Here is a 17,043-nt window from a genome sequence, read left to right on the forward strand (position 1 = left end):
ATTTCGGACGTTCAACTTTTGTTCCTGGCTGCCATGGCTCCGATTGCGCCTTCCCGAAACGGTCTCTGCCGCGATTGCCTGACCGGCACTTCGGGCGACGAGCGGCGTTGTCGCCGTTGCGGCAGCCCGCGCCTGTTGCGCCATGCGGAGCTCGACACCCTTTCGATCGCCCATATCGACTGCGACGCCTTCTATGCGGCGATCGAGAAGCGCGACAATCCCGAGCTGGCCGACAAGCCGGTGATCATCGGCGGCGAGAAGCGCGGGGTCGTTTCGACAGCGTGCTACATCGCCCGCATCAGTGGCGTGCGCTCGGCGATGCCGATGTTCAAGGCGCTTGAGGCCTGTCCGAACGCCGTCGTCATCCGCCCGAACATGGAGAAATATGTCGCGGTCGGGCGCCAGTTGCGCCAGATGATGCTCGAGCTGACACCGCTTGTCGAACCGCTCTCGATCGATGAGGCATTTCTCGATCTCTCCGGGACTGAACGCCTGCACAAGGCGACGCCCGCCGAAACGCTCGCCCGCTTTGCCAGGCGCGTCGAGGACGAGCTCGGCATCACCATTTCCATCGGCCTCTCCTACTGCAAGTTCCTCGCCAAGATCGCCTCCGATTTCCAGAAGCCGCGGGGCTTCTCGGTCATCGGCAAAGCGGAGGCGCAAAGCTTCCTCGCGGACAAGCCGGTCGGCATGATTTGGGGCGTCGGCAAAGCTTTCACCGAGACGCTGAAGCGCGATGGCATCACGACCATCGGCCAGTTCCAGCGCATGGAAAAGAACGACCTGATGCGTCGCTACGGCACGATCGGCGCGCGGCTCTATCATCTCGCCCGTGGCGAGGACAACCGCAGCGTCACGCCGGAACGCGCCGCAAAGAGCGTCTCAAACGAAACCACCTTCGTCACCGACATTGCCGATTTCGACAAGCTGGCTGCAATCCTGCGCCGTCTCAGCGAGAAGACGGCGCGTCGTGCCAAGGCGGCCGAAACCGCCGGCCATACCGTCGTGTTGAAGCTGAAGACCGCCGATTTCAAGACCCGCACCCGCAACCGCAGGCTAGAGGCACCAACCCAGCTTGCCGACCGGATCTTCGCGACCGGCCTGTCGCTGCTGAAAGCCGAGATCGACGGCACGAAATTCCGCCTCATCGGCATCGGCATTTCCGACCTTTGCGACCCGGCGCTGGCCGATCCGCCCGATCTCGTCGACCGGCAGGCCACGCGCCGCGCCGCCGCCGAAACCGCCATCGATGCACTGCGGGGAAAATTCGGGCTCTCGGCCGTGGAGACCGGCTACACCTTCCGCCCGCATCCGAAGGAAGACCGCGGCAGAAAAGAGTAGCCGCCTCAGCTCTTCAGCCGCTCGGCCTTCACCGCCTTCTGGAACCGCGTCAGCGCGGCGCCGGTCAGCCGGTCCTCGACGATGAAATGCACCGACATCGGGTCGACCTTGCGGCCGTTGATCGCGACCTCGTAGTGCAGGTGCGATCCGGTCGTCAGTCCCGTGTGGCCGACATAGCCGATCAACTGCCCCTGCTCCACCTTGACGCCGGACTTGATGCCCTTTGCGAACTTGCTCTGGTGGGCATAGGAGGTTTCGTAACCGTGACCATGGTCGATGGTCGTCATTTTGCCGTCGCCGCTGTTTGTGCCGACAAACGTCACGACACCATCGGCCGCGGCATAGATCGGCGAACCCGCCGGCGCCGCCCAGTCCTGACCGGAATGCATGCGCGTATAGCCGAGCACCGGGTGGCGCCGCATGCCGAAGCCCGACGTTGCCCGTCCTTTCGGCACGGGATTGCGCAGAAGATACTGACCAAGCTTCTCGCCCTTGGCGTCGTAGTAGGCGGCCTTGCCGCTGTCCGGATCGCGGAAGCGGAAGAACTTCACCTGATCATCCCCGAACCGCATCACCATGTTGAAGGCGGAGGATGCGCCCGTGAGCGTCTGCGGCCCCGGCGTTGGCGCATAGGCGAGCCGCAGCTGATCATCCGGCCCTGCCGTCGCCGTCGCATCCCCTTCAAGCGGGCTGACGAAGTGGTCGACGACATTCTCGCTGCTGTCGGTCATGAGCTCCGAAGTACAGCTCGAAAGCATGATGGCCGAAGCAAGCGCGATAAACGTAACCCTGTTCACGAATTTCTTTCATCTCTGTTTTCACAAACGCCGCCAATGGCCTGCAAAGACGACGAAAAACCGGATGAGAGAGTGGAAAGAATAGGGCAGAATCAGGCGAAATAGAGTTTGTAAGTTTTCGCCGAATTACTGATGCCAGTGCCGGAATAGAAAGATTGCAGTTTTCAGTTGGAAGAGCGGCCTCGCAAGCGCTATATTGCTTGCATGAGCGACATTGACCGACAGGTTCCGAAACAAGCACTTTTGACGGCCGCTGACAGCCGGGCGGAAGAGGCAGGTTATGCGCTTTGGAAAGAACGCAAAGTCAAAAAAAGCGTAGAAGCGTCGCAGGATCGCAAAAATCTCGTTCCTGCGAAGGACGTCTGGAAACTGTTCGGCTTTGAACGTTAACTTTACGCAGCAGGCGGTTGATGACCTTCGGGAAATTCATGCCGCGATCGCTGAGTTCGATGCCCCGACCGCAGGGCGCGTCATTTCGCGGATCAGACAGGTTGTCGAAATATTCGAGAACTTTCCGCTTCTCGGAAGGCCCGGTATTGTAGACGGCACCCGTGAATTTGCGATTTCCGGCCTTCCCTACACGATTGTCTACCGGATCGCATCCGCGACCGAACTTGATATTCTGACAATTATCCACCAGCGCCGAAAATATCCGCCCGAACAGAACTAAAGGAACACTACGAGTTCTTCGGCATCCGGCGGAGATCAGGAAACCGCCCGTGAAAGCCGCGTCCGGTGGAACGGGATGCCGAGGTCGCGCGACTGGGTCTCCCTTTGCCAGACGATCACAAAGCCGTGGCGGCGATAGAGGCGGATGGCGCCTTCGTTCAGCGTCCAGGTTTCGATGAAGGCGGTCGAGACGCGCTCCTCCGCCATCTTCGCAAGGAAGTGTTCTATCAGGGCGGAGCCGACGCCCCTGCCCTGCGCGACGGGCGCAATCCAGAGGTCCGAGATCGTATCCGGCCCCTCGCTGCGAGCGCCCCAGCCGGCGGGGACACCATCGACGAACGCCATCTGGATGTCGCCCTTGAGGATTTCCGGAAACTGCGCGAAGGCGGATTTCGCCCGCGCCCTGATTTCGGGCGCGGTGAAAACCGGATCGGCGATGCTGCTGGTCAGCCAGGCCTGATAGCCCGTCTCGCTCATCGCGGCAGCATCCTCATCCGGCACGAACGGCCGAATGACGAGGCTTACCACCACTTGGACGGCGCAAACCGACCGGCCGCCTTTTCCATCACCGCGGCGGTGCGGAACAGCGTCTCTTCGTCGAAGGGCTTGCCGATGAGCTGCAGGCCGAGCGGCAGCCCCTTGGCGTCGAGGCCGGCCGGCACGGAGATGCCGGGAAGGCCTGCCATGTTGACCGTCACCGTGAAGATGTCGTTCAGATACATCTTCACCGGATCGTTCGCCATGTCCTGATCGGCGATGCCGAAGGCGGCAGACGGCGTGGCCGGCGTCAGGATGGTGTCGACGCCTTCGGCGAAGACCTTCTCGAAGTCGCGCTTGATCAGCGTGCGCACCTTCTGCGCCTGCAGGTAATAGGCGTCGTAGTAGCCGGCCGACAGCACATAGGTGCCGATCATGATGCGGCGCTGCACTTCCTTGCCGAAACCTTCCGCGCGCGTCTTCTCATACATGTCCATGATGTCCTTGCCGGGCACGCGCAGGCCGTATTTCACGCCATCATAGCGGGCAAGGTTGGACGAGGCTTCCGCCGGCGCGACGATATAATAGGCCGGCAGCGCATATTTCGTGTGCGGCAGGGAGATATCGACGATCTCCGCGCCTGCATCCTTCAGCCAGGCAATGCCCTGCTGCCAGAGCTTTTCGATCTCTTCCGGCATGCCGTCAACGCGGTATTCCTTCGGAATGCCGATCTTCATGCCCTTCACCGACTGGCCGATCGCGGCCTCGTAGTCCGGCACAGGAAGGTCGACGGAAGTGGTGTCCTTGTCGTCGACGCTCGCCATCGACTTCAGCAGGATCGCCGCATCGCGCACGTCGCGGGCAATCGGGCCTGCCTGGTCAAGCGAGGAGGCGAAGGCGACAACGCCCCAGCGCGAGCAGCGGCCATAGGTCGGTTTGATGCCGACCGTGCCGGTGAAAGCGGCTGGCTGACGGATCGAGCCGCCGGTATCGGTCGCCGTGGCGCCGGCGCAGAGATTTGCGGCAACGGCAGCAGCCGAACCGCCCGACGAGCCGCCCGGAACCAGATCCTGGTTCGAGCCCTCGGCCTTCCACGGGTTGATCACCGGACCGTAATAGGAGGTCTCGTTGGACGAGCCCATCGCGAACTCGTCCATGTTGAGCTTGCCGAGCATCACCGCACCATCATCCCAGAGGTTCTGGGTGACGGTTGATTCATATTTCGGCTTGAAGCCGTCGAGAATGTGCGATGCCGCCTGGGTGTGGACATCGCGGGTACCGAACAGATCCTTGATGCCGAGCGGGATGCCTTCCAGCGCGCCCGCCGTGCCTTGCGAAAGCTTCAGGTCCGAAGCCTTCGCCATGGCCAGAGCCTTTTCATGGGTCACAGCGACATAGGCATTGAAGGTGCCGTTATAGTCGTCAATCGCCTTCAGATAGGAGGCGGTCAGCTCGGTCGCGGTGATCTCCTTCGCCTGCAGCTTTTCACGGGCCTCGGCGATGGTCAGGCTGGTCAGTTCGGTCATTTCTGTCACTTTGTCGCTTTACTTGAGCGCCTTGCGGAAAAACACGGAATGTTTCGAAGGCGCGTGATTGAGCACTTTTTCGGTCCGCTCGAAGCCGGATAGCTCACTGAAGGCAATGGAATCGGCGAGCCGTGCGTCGGTCACCATCACCAGTTCCTTGAGCCCCTCGGATTTCGCCAGCGTGCTGATGTGGCGCAGCACCGCCTTGCCAATGCCGTGCTTGCGATAGCCCGGCTCGGTAAAGAGCCGCTTGACCTCGCCAACCCCGCCGCCATGGCGCACCAGCGATCCCGTCGCGACCGCCTTGCCGTCGACACGGGCGACGAAGGTCGTCGTACCCGGCGAACTGACGTCGACGGTCAGCTGGTAATCGATCACGTCGGACGACGACATATGCGCCATCGACGTCTTCAGTTCGGTGAAAAGCGACCGCAGGTCGTCCTGTTGCGGGCTTTCGATGTCAATTGTCGGCCGTACCATCCCTCACTCCACTACTTTTGGCACCAGAAAGAAATTTCGCTCCGTATCTGGCGCGTTGGCCACGATGTCGTCGGCTTTATCGCCGTCGGTAATAGCATCTTCGCGCTTTTTCATGTCCATCGGCATGACAGAGGTCATGGGCTCGACGCCTTCGACATCAACTTCGCCGAGCTGCTCGACGAAGCCCAGGATCGCATTGAGCTCGCCCGTCATGCGAAGGGCGGCCTCCTCGTCAACGGCGATACGGGCAAGGCGGGCAACGCGCTTAACTGTTGCTGTGTCTACGGACATGAAAGGTCTCCGGAACAAGAATTCATCTGACGCTATAAAGGGCCCCGCCGCCCTTCGCAACGGGGCATTTGGTCAGAACTCGATCGTTTCACCCGGTTTGGGCGTGCGCACTTCCGTCGGCCCGGCGCCCATGCCCTCGACAAAGGCCTCCGGTGTCTGGTCGATGATCGGGAAGGTGCCGTAGTGGATCGGAATGACCGTATCGAAGGTGAAGTAGCGCTTGCAGGCAAGGGCCGCCACCGCGCCGCCCATGGTGAACCTGTCGCCGACCGGCACCAGCCCGATCGAAGGCTGATGCAGTTCGTTGATCAGCGCCATGTCGGAGAAGATGTCGGTATCACCCATGTGATAGACCGTCGGCTCGTCATCGATATGCAGCACAAGCCCGTTGGGATTGCCCAGCGCATGCGACACGCCATCCTCGGTCAGGAAGGCTGAAGAATGCAGCGCATTGGTGAAGGTTACGGTGAAACTGTCGAAATCAACCGTGCCGCCGGTATTGCCGGGCTGCAGGTTTTCCACGCCCTTGGTGGAGAGCCAGGTCGCCAGATCGGCGTTGGCGAGAACGGTCGCGCCGGTTTCCCTGGCAACCTCGATGGTGTCGCCGAGATGGTCGGCGTGACCATGGGTGAGAAGGATGTGCGTGACGCCCTTCGTTACGGCGGCGCGGTCGAGCCCCTCAAAGGAGGCATTGCCCGTCAGGAACGGGTCGATCAGGATCGTCGCATTCGCGGTTTCAAGGCGGGTTGCGGAATGTCCGAGCCAGGTGAGCTTCATTTTGCTTTTCCTTTCTGCTGGGGCTAAACGGTGATTGACCAAACCTAATGCGGCCGCCCGCCTTTTTCCATCAAAGAGCGGCAAACGCGCGAGAAAAGAACGATGACAATCCTCACCGTGGAGGAACTGGCGGCGGCGCTTCCCGAGCGGGCCGCAATCGCAGGCCTCGATCTCGGTACCAAGACCATCGGCCTTGCCGTCTCCGACCTGTCGCGCCGGTTCGCCACGCCGCGTCCGGTGCTGAAGCGGGTCAAATTCACCCGCGACGCCGACGACCTCCTGGCCTTTGCGGCAAAGGAGAGTATCGCCGCCTTCATCATCGGCCTGCCGATGAACATGGATGGCAGCGCCGGGCCCCGGGTGCAGGCGACCCGCGCCTTCGTGCGCAACATGGAGCCGAAGACCGCCCTGCCCTTCACCTATTGGGACGAGCGGCTCTCGACCGTGGCCGCGGAACGGGCCTTGTTGGAAATGGATGTCTCGCGACAGAAGCGCGCCGAACGTATCGATTCGGCGGCGGCGGCCTTCATTCTTCAGGGAGCCTTGGACCGGCTATCGGCACTTGGCTGAAGCTCATCCTGCGCCGGCGGCGTGAGATGGGCGCTCAGCATCCGCTCGGCGTCGAACATATAGGCAATGAAGGCGACCACGATCAGCAGCGCACCGCTGACGGCAAGGTCCATCGGCAAGCCGGCAAAAGCCACCGCGAGCACGCCGATATTGAAACCATCCCGATTGCGCATTGATCTGTGCCTCTTCTTAAGTCCTTCTGGCAGAATTCCGCCCCGCATGGCAAGCCTTGTTCAGCCGCAACGGTTAACTTACGAAAAACGAAAGCCCGGAATAACCCGCATGCTGATCATCTTCGAAAGCGTCCTGCCTATTTTCCTGACCGTCGCGCTTGGTGTGGCGCTGAAGCGCCTGCCGATCTTCGACGCCGGTTTCTGGGCCGGGCTCAACCAGCTCGGCTACTACGTGCTGTTTCCGGCACTCCTGTTCACTACGCTGTCGCGCAGCGACTTCTCGTCGCTGGCAACGGGCGACATCGGCGTCGTTGCCTTTGGCGGCGTCGCAGTGCTGACAGCGATCGTTCTGGCGCTCTGGCCGCTTCTGAAGCGCGCCGGGCTCAACAAGCCCGCCTACACCTCGGTGTTCCAGACGACCACGCGCTGGAACGGGTTCATGGCGCTGGCCATCGCCGACAAGCTCGCCGGTGCGCAAGGCATGGCAGTCGTCGCGCTGATCATGACGGTCAACATCGTGCCGCTCAACGTCATCAATGTCTTCGTGCTGGTCTCGTTCTCGGAGGAGCGGAGCGATCTTGGAATGATGATCCGGAAGATCCTTACCAACCCGCTCATCATCGCGGCGCTCGCCGGTATCTTCTTCAATCTCCTGTCGCTACCCGTCTATGAGCCGGTCTTTGTCGCCTTCGATCTGATCGCCCGTTCCGCGCTCGGCATGGGCCTCGTTCTCGTCGGCGCAGGGCTGGTGCTGACGGATGCGCTCAAGCCGAAACCGGTGGTGCTGCTGCCTTCGGTGCTGAAGCTCATCGTCTTCCCGGTGACCGTCTTCACCCTTGCCCGGTTCCTCGGCATCACCGGAACCCCTCTCGCCATGCTGGTGCTCAGCGCCGGCGTGCCCACAGCGATGAACGGCTATGTCCTTGCCCGCCAGCTTGGCGGCGATGCACGGCTCTATTCGGCGGTCGTCACGGTGCAGACGATCCTGTCGTTCTTCACGCTGCCGGCCGTTCTTCTGCTCGCCGGCGGACAATGATCTCCCTGTCACCGACCGCCTTCGGAGCCGGACATGAAGTCACCCGTTTTCATCAACACGCTGATCTTCGTTGCCGATCTCGACCGTGCGACGCGGTTTTACCGTGACGTGCTCGGTCAGACTGTCCTTGAAAGCGCAGGAGATTTCGTCCGGCTTGAAAACGGACTGGCGCTGCACACCGGACGTGCTCTGGAGGAAACGACCTTCGGCGAGAGCGAGCCGGACAGCCGCCCCTATGGCCGGCGCAACCTCGTCCTCTATTTCGAGAGCGACGAAATTGAGGCCATGCTCGAGCGCGTTTCAACCGTTTCGGAGCTGATCCATCCGATCGAAACCCAAGCCTGGGGTCAGCGTGTCTTCCGGTTCCATGACCCCGATGGCCACATCGTCGAAATCGGCGAACCGATGTAACGCTACGAAAAAGGCCCCGCCGGTTTCCCGACGGGGCCTTTCTGGAATTCGATGAGTCGAACTTACTCGACGATCGAAGCGACGATGCCGGCGCCGACGGTGCGGCCGCCTTCGCGGATCGCGAAGCGCAGCTTTTCTTCCATCGCGATCGGAACGATCAGCTGAACGTCAACGGTGACGTTATCGCCAGGCATGACCATTTCCGTGCCTTCCGGAAGCGTCACGATGCCGGTCACGTCCGTCGTGCGGAAGTAGAACTGCGGACGGTAGTTCGTGAAGAACGGCGTGTGACGGCCACCCTCTTCCTTCGTCAGGATGTAGGCTTCAGCCTTGAACTTCGTGTGCGGCGTTACAGAGCCGGGCTTGCAGAGGATCTGGCCACGCTCGACCTGGTCACGGTTGATACCGCGGATCAGCGCGCCGATGTTGTCGCCTGCCTGGCCCTGGTCGAGCAGCTTGCGGAACATTTCAACGCCGGTAACCGTCGTCTTCTGCGTCGGGTTGATACCGACGATTTCGACTTCTTCACCAACCTTGACGATGCCGCGCTCGACACGGCCGGTCACGACCGTACCACGACCCGAGATCGAGAAAACGTCTTCGATCGGCATCAGGAACGGCTGGTCAACCGGACGCTCGGGCGTCGGGATGTAGTCGTCGACAGCAGCCATCAGCTCGCGGATCGCGTCTTCGCCGATCTTCTTGTCCGAATCTTCCAGAGCAGCAAGAGCAGAGCCCTTGATGATCGGGATTTCGTCGCCGGGGAACTCGTAAGTATCGAGCAGCTCGCGAACTTCCATTTCGACGAGCTCGAGAAGCTCTTCGTCGTCGACCTGGTCAACCTTGTTGAGGAACACGACGATCGCCGGAACGCCAACCTGACGGGCAAGCAGGATGTGCTCGCGGGTCTGCGGCATCGGGCCGTCGGCAGCCGAGCAAACCAGGATCGCGCCGTCCATCTGGGCAGCACCGGTGATCATGTTCTTGACGTAGTCGGCGTGGCCGGGGCAGTCGACGTGCGCGTAGTGGCGCTTGTCGGTTTCATACTCGACGTGCGCCGTCGAGATGGTGATGCCACGGGCCTTTTCTTCCGGGGCCGCGTCGATCTGGTCGTAGGCGCGGAAATCACCGAAATACTTCGTGATCGCAGCCGTCAGCGACGTCTTGCCATGGTCAACGTGGCCGATCGTGCCGATGTTTACGTGCGGCTTGCTCCGCTCAAACTTTGCTTTTGCCATGTGAATGCTTCCTGTAACTGGTAAACACGGATGCCCCGGCGAACCGGTTTAGTGCCGCCGTTTAAGGCTTTCCACCACAATAAGCAAGACAAAATCTGCTTTGGCCGCCAAGCCCCCGCAAAGCCCCTGCCAGCGCCACGGCCATCGCCGCCGCCAGCGCTCCCAAAAGCAGAACCGGCGAACGACCGCTCAAGAGCGGCCTCCCCGGAAAAACTTGCGATTTCATAAGAATACGGGAGCGCGCGGCGGTATGACGGCCGCTGAAAGCCTCAGCCGAAATCTTCCGCCCGCCGTGGCTCACGCATCAGCGGAACCACGGTTCCAGCATCATCAGGGCGCTCCCCGGCGGGTGGATTGGCACCGCCGACAACGCGGTTCCGGCCAAGCCGCTTGGCCTCATAGAGCGCGGCATCGGCGGTCACATAAAGCGTCTCGTAACCGCGCTCGATCTGCAGGGTGGCCGCGCCGACGCTGCAGGCAGCCGGCAGCTCGTGCCCCTCGACGTAGACCTTGTCTTCGCCAAGACGCCGGCGGATGCGCTCGCCGAGCGCGAGGGCGCCGGCGGCGTCGAGGCCGACGGAGAGGATCGCGAATTCATCGCCGCCGAGGCGCCCGACCACGTCGCCATCCCGCGAATGATCGAGAAGCACGGAGCCGACCCGTCGCAGCACGGCATCGCCGGCAGGATGGCCTAGCGCATCATTCGTCGACTTGAACTCATCGATATCGAAAAGCACCAGGCTCACCAGCGCCCGCGACTGGCTCGCATAGATCGCAGCCACGGCCCGCTCGAAGCCCGCGCGGTTCAGCACGCCGGTCAGGTGGTCGCGGTCGCGCAGCGTGTGGATCTTCTCGATCCGCTCGACGAAGTGCGAGGCAAGGATCGCCAGCGTCAGGATCATCGCCAGAAGCAGGATATAGAGCTGCATGAAGCCCCAGAAGGCGGATTGCGGATCGACGATGTCCTCATTGAAGAATACGCCCGTGGACCGCACGGTGTGCATCACGCCCAGTGTGATGAAGGTCCAGAAGATCAGCTTGTCGTGCATGTCGTCGTCGCGCCGGATCCAGATATGGCGGAGCGTCATCACGAAGACGAGGAGCAACCCGCAATTGATCCCGACCGTCCGAACCGTGAGCGTCGACGTGGCATAGAGCAGGCAATAGAGCATCGACATGGTGACGAAGAGCGTGACGATAACGCTGAGCCCGAACGTCTTGCCGCGCCGTTCGAGCAGTGATTCGCCAAACGCGATCTGCGCGGCGATGAACAGGATGTTGGCAAGCGGCAGTGCGACGTCGGCCGGCATGATTGGCCGCAAAAACATGACGACGACGCCGAGATCGACGAAAACAAGCGCGGCGGCAAAGATCAGCAGATAGTTCGGACGGCCACCCGTATACCAGGCAAGGATGAAGCTTGCGGCCAGAATGGCCAGCCCACCCGTCACGATCATAGCCTGCATGATACCCACTGGCCGCAGAACCCCGTCAGTACGTTCCCCACCGCCGCCGCCGCAACGACGGGCGGCCCGGACGACACGAGGACTTGAATGTGTTGGTACCGGACGCGCATCATCCCCTCAGAAAGGCTCGTAAATTGCGACACGCGAGCCCCTTTTTCACGAGAAATCGGCGCCCAAGTCAAGTCTCATCCCCGTGCGACCAGATGATACAGCAATTACGGGTTGCACAAAATAGAAAATGATCGGCTTGCGGTTTCATCGCGACTGTGGATACTCGCATTCAGGGTGGCGACAGGGGGAAACATGATGATGAGACCGGCACTTGCGCTTCTGGTGACGCTGATCGCCGCGACCGGCTGCGTAACGGCTCCAGAGCCGAAAACGGCCTTCAATGCGGATGAGGCGGCCTTCGTTCACGCCGAGGGCCGCAACACGATTACCGGACAGGCGTTCCTTCGACGCAATGACGGCGTCGTCGTTTATGCCGCCGGCTCCGACGTTCATCTGATCCCGAAGACCGCCTATTCCACCGAACGGATGGACGGCATCTATCGCGGTGCCAAGATCAATACCTACATCCAGTCGCCTCCAATGCCTGACGGTTATCTTGCCGCCATGCGCGACACCCGTGCCGATGGCGAAGGCCGTTTCGCATTCGCCGGCGTGGCCGATGGCAGCTACTACATCGTGACCACGGTGGAATGGCTGGTCGGCTACACGCCCCAGGGCGGCAATCTGATGGAAGAGGTTTCGGTGAAGGGCGGCGAGACGCGCGACATCATCATGACGGGGCGCTAGAGCCTTGCCGCAGACGCCTGGCAGAAACAGAAAGTTGGGATGCTGTGCGCTGGAGCGGGTAGCGGGAATCGAACCCGCATATTCAGCTTGGAAGGCTACGAATTTCGCCAATAGAATCAACATTCTATTTCAATGCCCAGCTGACCCGCTCCAATCAAAATGTAACAGCGTTTCACTGATGTTCACGTTGAAGAAAACATGGATTGCCCGTTTGGGCTCAGCTTGTTGATAACGCCACGAAGCGTTTCGGCGCTCCCTCTAGGCCCACTTACGACCCCCAGTCGCCGCAATTACATCTGATCCAGTCTACCGCCTTGGACTTCGGTCCGGAACAAATTGTCCTTCCAATGGTTCAGCTGGCGTTCCATCCCAAGCAAAAGGAGGATACGCTCATGCACACGCAACCGAACTCGATCGGCAGATATCCCTACCGCACCATCTTTGTTCCCTTTCCGCTGGTAGCGTTTACCTTTGCGCTGGTGACGGACATCCTCTACTGGCAGACGTCCGTTCTGATGTGGCAGAATTTTTCGGCCTGGCTGCTCCTGGGCGGTCTGGTTTTTGGCGCACTGGCGATCCTGGCCGGCCTTGGCGACGTTCTGCGCGCCAATGCCCGGCATTACAGGCCGGGCTGGGCCGAAACCATCGGTTTTGCCGTCATCCTCATTCTCGGTCTGGTCAACAGCTTCGTCCACGCAGGCGATGGCTGGACGGCTGTCGTGCCGGGAGGCCTGATCCTCTCCGCCCTCACCTTCATCGCGATCATTGCCACGCTCTGGCTTGCCGCCGTCAGCCCGCTTTCCCAAGAATGGAGAATCCTCCATGACTGATTTCTGCCCCGCCCGTAAACGCATACTCACTCTTGCCGCGAGCTCGGCGCTCATCACCCTTGCAGCCTGCGGCGATGGCGGCCAGATCGATCCGGCCGAGCAGATCGGCGCCGATCCCACCCTGCCCGAACCAGAACATGCGCTTCTGCCCAGCATGAAGGTAGCCGAGGTCGTCGGCTGGGAAGACGGCCAGACCCCACAGGTACCCGATGATCTGACGATCTCGGCCTATGCTACGGACCTCGCCAATCCGCGGACGGTCCACACCCTGCCGAACGGCGATGTCCTCGTCATTCAGGCGCGCGGCCCCTCCGGCGAACCGGTGACACGGCCGAAGGATTTCATCCGCGGCTGGATCATGTCGATCGCCCATGGCGGCGGTGGCGGCGAGCAGAAGGAAAGCAATCTCATCACGCTGCTGCGGGATACAAACCGCGACGGGGAGGTCGACGAACGCCATGACCTGCTGACCGGCCTGAACTCGCCTTTCGGCGTCGCCTGGGCAGACAATACGCTCTATGTCGCTGCAACCGACGCAATTCTGGCCTACCCTTATGAACTCGGACAGGACGAGATCACGGCGACTCCCGAGGTGCTGACGCCGCTGCCGGGCGGCCCGATCGACCATCACTGGACCAAGGACCTAGCATTGAGCCCGGACGGCGAAACGCTCTACGCCTCGGTCGGCTCGAACTCCAACATCGTCGAGAACGGTATCGAAGCCGAAAAGGGCCGCGCCGCGATCTGGCAGGTTGATCGGGAAACGGGTGCGGCCCGGATCTATGCCTCCGGCCTGCGCAACCCCAACGGCCTTTCGTTCAACCCCGACACCGGCGAGCTCTGGACCGTCGTCAACGAGCGCGACGAACTGGGGCCCAACCTCGTGCCGGATTACATGACTTCCGTCCAGGAAGGCGCCTTCTACGGCTGGCCATGGAGCTATTACGGCGATCATGTGGATAAGCGTGTGCATCCGCAACGGCCGGACATGGTGGAAAAGGCCATCGCTCCAGACTATGCGCTTTCGAGCCACGTGGCGCCGCTCGGCATGGCCTTCTCGCATGGCTCCGCCCTGCCGGATGACTATGCCTCCGGCGCTTTCGTCGGTGAGCACGGGAGCTGGAACCGTACGGTGTTCAACGGCTACAAGGTCGTCTTCGTGCCGTTCGTGAACGGTGAACCGGCGGCCGCTGCGGTGGACGTCGTCACCGGCTTCCTCGACGGAGACGAGGCTCATGGCCGCCCGGTCGGAGTCGGCATTGACGGCACTGGTGCGCTGCTCGTTGCCGATGACGCCGGAAATACCGTCTGGCGGATCGCATCCGACGATGGCGCGATCGCGCCGGAGCCGCTCGGCACAGACGAAATGCCGGAGGGCTCTGCAGCGGCCAGCACCGCGGCATCCGGCGGTGGCGAAGGCATAACCGGTGCACCGGCAGCAGGAAGCTCATCGGGTTCAGTTCCAGAGAGCGCGAGCGAAACGACCGACGAAGCGCCGTCACCTTCCGTTGACGAACAGCTCACCGGCCAGGAGCCGGCCGAAAGCAGCGAGACGGAAACGCCCTCCCAGACCGAGATCGTGCCGGCAACCGAGCCGCCCGGTAGTGTCGAGGCCAGCCAGTAGCAGAGAAAAGTGCGGGCGGGAGCACTCTCCTGCCCGATATGGAAACGTGGTGGCGTCATGCCACCCGGCAGGAGGAGACAGACATGAAACCTTGGAGCATTGCAGGCGCGGCGGTCATCATCGTGGTGATCATCGCCGCCCTGGCGATCGGCATGAACGGTAACGACAATAACGACCAATCGGAAAAGGCACCGCCGAACGCCATGGATCCGAGCAACTGACCATGACAAAAAAGCGCCGGGCAAAGCCCCGGCGCTTTTCGTTTCGGAGTTGACCTCTCTTGATCAGGCTGCCTTGACCTTGGGCTCGCGGTCCCAGACGCGCAGCTTGGCGCAGGCGGCGATGAAGTCCTCGGCATCATCCGCCACGGAGAGTTTTATGCAGCCATCGTCCAGGTCCGATGCAAGCCCGGTCTTTTCGAACAGCGACATGACGGCCGCATTGTAGGCGATGAACTTGCAATGGGCGAAGGCGTCGTTGACGAAGTCCTTTGCCGTCGATTCCTGCATCAGCGTAACGATCTCTTCCTCGCTCGCGAGGATCGCCACGGCATCATAGAGCACCGACGGACCGCCGTTGACCTTCTGGTCTGCCTCAACCCAGGTGCCGTCGCTCGCTTCGACGCCGCCGACCATCGGGGCGACGAATTCGATCATCGCGCCAGCCTTCTCCGCGGCCTGCTTCAACGCCTTGACGAGGCCGATATCAACGCCATCGGTCAGAAGCACGCCAAGCTTGCGGCCGACGAAGCCCTCCGGACCGTTGAGAATGATCGAAAGCTTCGGCGAGAGCTTCAACCCGTCCTTCACAGGCATCGCGCTTTCCGCCGGCTCCGGCATGGTCTTGAGCCTCAGCCCCGTCCCGACCTTTTCGGCCAGCGCCTCGTCGACGTTCAGCAGATGGGCGACCATGCGCGCGCGGATAGCCGGTGTTTCGACCTTGGACAGCTCGAAGGTGAAGGCATCGGCGATGTGGCTCTTCTCCGTGTCTGTCTGCGACAGGTAGAACTGCCGCGCCTGGCTGTAGTGATCGGCGAAGGTTTCCGAACGGTAGCGGCCCTTCGGCGCCTCGATCTCTTCCGGATGCGAGGTGAAGCCGCCCTTCGGATCCTCGCGCGGTCCGCCGGTTTCCGGTCCCCAGGAGTTGGGCTCGTAGTTCGCCCGCGTCGTCGGGTTATGGAAGGCCATGTGGCCATCCTGCTGGAAATGGTGGAAGGGACAGCGCGGCGCATTGACCGGCAGGTGGGTGAAGTTGGTCGAGCCGAGGCGGCTCAGCTGGGTGTCGAGATAGGAGAAGTTGCGCCCCTGCAGCAGCGGGTCGTTGGTAAAATCGATGCCGGGCACCAGATTGCCGGTGTGGAAGGCGACCTGCTCGGTCTCGGCAAAGAAGTTGTCGACCACGCGGTTCAGCGTCATCTTGCCGACGATGCGCACCGGAACCTCTTCCTCGGGGATGATCTTGGTGGCGTCGAGCACATCGAAGTCGAACTTTTCGGCAAAGTCCTCATCGAAGAGCTGCATGCCGAGCTCCCATTCGGGATAATCGCCCATCTGGATCGCGTTCCAAAGATCGCGGCGATGGAAATCCGGGTCCGCGCCGTTGAGCTTCAGTGCCTCGTTCCACATTACCGACTGCATCCCCTGCTTCGGCTTCCAGTGGAACTTGACGAAGGTCGACTTGCCCTCGGCATTGACGAGACGGAAGGTATGGACGCCGAAGCCCTCCATGAAGCGGAAGGAGCGCGGAATGGTGCGGTCGGACATGATCCACAGCGCCATGTTCATCGATTCCGGCGTCAGCGATATGAAGTCCCAGAAATTGTCATGCGCGGTCTGCGCCTGCGGAAAGCCGCGGTCCGGCTCCTGTTTGGCGGCGTGAATGAGATCGGGAAACTTGATCGCGTCCTGAATGAAGAAAACCGGAATATTATTGCCGACGATGTCCCAGTTGCCTTCCTTGGTATAGAATTTTACTGCAAAGCCGCGCACATCACGGGCGACATCGGCCGAGCCCTTGTTACCCGCCACAGTCGAGAAGCGCACGAAGACCTCGGTCTTCTCGCCCTTGCGCTGGAACAGATCAGCGCTGGTGATATCGGTAAGCGGCTCATAGGTCTCGAAGACGCCATGGGCACCGAAGCCACGAGCATGGACCACGCGCTCGGGAATGCGCTCATGATCGAAGTGGAAGATTTTCTCGCGAAAGACCTGATCCTCCATCAGCGTCGGACCACGCGTACCCGCCTTCAGCGAATTCTGATCGTCGGCGACCGGCACGCCCTGCGCAGTGGTCAGCCTTTCGACGCCGTCGCCGCTGGTCTGGTGGATTTCGCCGCCGGTGCCGCGCAATACCTTCTGGTCCGCGATTGTGCCCTGCTTGAGGGTTTCGGTCCGCCTCGTCATGATCAATCTCCCGAACACGGTTCGATGGAAGGTCGAAACGCGCCCCGTGCTGTCAGCACGCCCGACCTTTGGCCTAACCGCAACCCGTGGCGATTGTTCCAGCTTTGGCAGAGATTTCCGGACAGGAATTTTCGGCA

General features: G+C 61.5%; 20 protein-coding genes. 10 read left to right on the top strand and 10 right to left on the bottom strand.

All coding sequences use genetic code 11. The annotated features are described in order from the left end of the window. Positions 1 to 33 precede the first annotated feature (33 nt). Positions 34 to 1,341, top strand: a complete 1,308-nt coding sequence (locus TM49_RS18765) for a DNA polymerase IV (RefSeq protein ID WP_045683498.1) — start codon at positions 34 to 36, stop codon at positions 1,339 to 1,341. 5 nt (positions 1,342 to 1,346) lie between these two features. Here TM49_RS18765 and TM49_RS18770 read toward each other — a convergent pair whose 3' ends face one another. Continuing rightward, a complete protein-coding gene (locus TM49_RS18770; protein WP_045683500.1) occupies positions 1,347 to 2,072 on the bottom strand; it encodes a M23 family metallopeptidase in 726 nt (241 codons plus the stop codon). 270 nt (positions 2,073 to 2,342) lie between these two features. Here TM49_RS18770 and TM49_RS23520 point away from each other — a divergent pair, with 270 nt between their 5' ends. Beyond that, complete coding sequence (locus TM49_RS23520) at positions 2,343 to 2,528, top strand: hypothetical protein (protein ID WP_144409613.1); 186 nt, start codon at positions 2,343 to 2,345, stop codon at positions 2,526 to 2,528. Next, positions 2,518 to 2,808 carry a type II toxin-antitoxin system RelE/ParE family toxin gene (locus TM49_RS18775; protein ID WP_045683501.1) on the top strand — a complete coding sequence of 97 codons (291 nt, stop codon included), beginning with the start codon at positions 2,518 to 2,520 and terminating at the stop codon, positions 2,806 to 2,808. Before TM49_RS23520 ends, TM49_RS18775 begins: the two co-directional genes overlap by 11 nt. Positions 2,809 to 2,843: 35 nt before the next feature. Here TM49_RS18775 and TM49_RS18780 read toward each other — a convergent pair whose 3' ends face one another. The 5 genes from TM49_RS18780 to TM49_RS18800 all read right to left on the bottom strand — a co-directional run bounded on the left by TM49_RS18780 (position 2,844) and on the right by TM49_RS18800 (position 6,358). After that, on the bottom strand, positions 2,844 to 3,284 hold the full coding sequence (locus tag TM49_RS18780; protein WP_045685496.1) for a GNAT family N-acetyltransferase: 441 nt from the start codon (positions 3,282 to 3,284) through the stop codon (positions 2,844 to 2,846). Between the two features lie 44 nt (positions 3,285 to 3,328). Further along, entirely contained in the window at positions 3,329 to 4,810 is a 1,482-nt protein-coding gene (gene gatA / locus TM49_RS18785) for an Asp-tRNA(Asn)/Glu-tRNA(Gln) amidotransferase subunit GatA (RefSeq protein ID WP_045685497.1), read from the bottom strand. An 18-nt stretch (positions 4,811 to 4,828) separates the two neighbouring features. Further along, positions 4,829 to 5,290: a GNAT family N-acetyltransferase gene (locus TM49_RS18790; RefSeq protein WP_045683503.1), complete on the bottom strand. Its 462-nt coding sequence runs from the start codon at positions 5,288 to 5,290 to the stop codon at positions 4,829 to 4,831. Positions 5,291 to 5,293: 3 nt separating this feature from the next. Beyond that, entirely contained in the window at positions 5,294 to 5,581 is a 288-nt protein-coding gene (gene gatC / locus TM49_RS18795; RefSeq protein WP_045683505.1) for an Asp-tRNA(Asn)/Glu-tRNA(Gln) amidotransferase subunit GatC, read from the bottom strand. Positions 5,582 to 5,653: 72 nt separating this feature from the next. Next, the gene (locus TM49_RS18800; RefSeq protein WP_045683507.1) at positions 5,654 to 6,358 is read right to left on the bottom strand and encodes a metal-dependent hydrolase; all 705 of its coding nucleotides are present in this window, start codon (positions 6,356 to 6,358) and stop codon (positions 5,654 to 5,656) included. Positions 6,359 to 6,460: 102 nt separating this feature from the next. Between TM49_RS18800 and ruvX the strand changes: the two genes are divergently transcribed. Next, complete coding sequence (ruvX, locus tag TM49_RS18805) at positions 6,461 to 6,928, top strand: Holliday junction resolvase RuvX (protein ID WP_045683509.1); 468 nt, start codon at positions 6,461 to 6,463, stop codon at positions 6,926 to 6,928. On the opposite strand, the gene TM49_RS18810 is transcribed toward ruvX, so the two are convergent. Beyond that, entirely contained in the window at positions 6,892 to 7,101 is a 210-nt protein-coding gene (locus tag TM49_RS18810) for a hypothetical protein (RefSeq protein ID WP_045683511.1), read from the bottom strand. The genes ruvX and TM49_RS18810 overlap by 37 nt on opposite strands. A gap of 109 nt (positions 7,102 to 7,210) precedes the next feature. Here TM49_RS18810 and TM49_RS18815 point away from each other — a divergent pair, with 109 nt between their 5' ends. Beyond that, positions 7,211 to 8,137: an AEC family transporter gene (locus TM49_RS18815; protein ID WP_045683512.1), complete on the top strand. Its 927-nt coding sequence runs from the start codon at positions 7,211 to 7,213 to the stop codon at positions 8,135 to 8,137. Positions 8,138 to 8,170: 33 nt separating this feature from the next. Then, positions 8,171 to 8,548: a VOC family protein gene (locus TM49_RS18820; protein ID WP_045683514.1), complete on the top strand. Its 378-nt coding sequence runs from the start codon at positions 8,171 to 8,173 to the stop codon at positions 8,546 to 8,548. 62 nt (positions 8,549 to 8,610) lie between these two features. Here TM49_RS18820 and tuf read toward each other — a convergent pair whose 3' ends face one another. Both tuf and TM49_RS22765 read right to left on the bottom strand, forming a co-directional pair. Beyond that, the gene (gene tuf, locus TM49_RS18825; protein ID WP_045683516.1) at positions 8,611 to 9,786 is read right to left on the bottom strand and encodes an elongation factor Tu; all 1,176 of its coding nucleotides are present in this window, start codon (positions 9,784 to 9,786) and stop codon (positions 8,611 to 8,613) included. Between the two features lie 269 nt (positions 9,787 to 10,055). After that, positions 10,056 to 11,252 (bottom strand): GGDEF domain-containing protein, encoded by a 1,197-nt coding sequence (locus TM49_RS22765; protein WP_082074815.1) that lies wholly within the window; start codon positions 11,250 to 11,252, stop codon positions 10,056 to 10,058. Between the two features lie 309 nt (positions 11,253 to 11,561). Here TM49_RS22765 and TM49_RS18835 point away from each other — a divergent pair, with 309 nt between their 5' ends. The 4 genes from TM49_RS18835 (at position 11,562) to TM49_RS23715 (ending at position 14,725) form a co-directional block, all read left to right on the top strand. After that, a complete protein-coding gene (locus TM49_RS18835; protein ID WP_158498664.1) occupies positions 11,562 to 12,050 on the top strand; it encodes a carboxypeptidase regulatory-like domain-containing protein in 489 nt (162 codons plus the stop codon). 392 nt (positions 12,051 to 12,442) lie between these two features. After that, positions 12,443 to 12,880, top strand: a complete 438-nt coding sequence (locus tag TM49_RS18840) for a DUF2231 domain-containing protein (RefSeq protein ID WP_045685500.1) — start codon at positions 12,443 to 12,445, stop codon at positions 12,878 to 12,880. Further along, positions 12,873 to 14,504, top strand: a complete 1,632-nt coding sequence (locus TM49_RS18845; RefSeq protein ID WP_045683520.1) for a PQQ-dependent sugar dehydrogenase — start codon at positions 12,873 to 12,875, stop codon at positions 14,502 to 14,504. The genes TM49_RS18840 and TM49_RS18845 overlap by 8 nt, the downstream gene beginning before the upstream one ends. Positions 14,505 to 14,587: 83 nt before the next feature. Further along, the gene (locus TM49_RS23715) at positions 14,588 to 14,725 is read left to right on the top strand and encodes a hypothetical protein (RefSeq protein WP_158498665.1); all 138 of its coding nucleotides are present in this window, start codon (positions 14,588 to 14,590) and stop codon (positions 14,723 to 14,725) included. A gap of 63 nt (positions 14,726 to 14,788) precedes the next feature. On the opposite strand, the gene TM49_RS18850 is transcribed toward TM49_RS23715, so the two are convergent. After that, complete coding sequence (locus TM49_RS18850) at positions 14,789 to 16,906, bottom strand: catalase (protein WP_045685501.1); 2,118 nt, start codon at positions 16,904 to 16,906, stop codon at positions 14,789 to 14,791. Positions 16,907 to 17,043: the final 137 nt, after the last annotated feature.

This window comes from Martelella endophytica (genome assembly GCF_000960975.1).
In the GTDB taxonomy this organism is placed as follows: Bacteria; Pseudomonadota; Alphaproteobacteria; order Rhizobiales; family Rhizobiaceae; genus Martelella; species Martelella endophytica.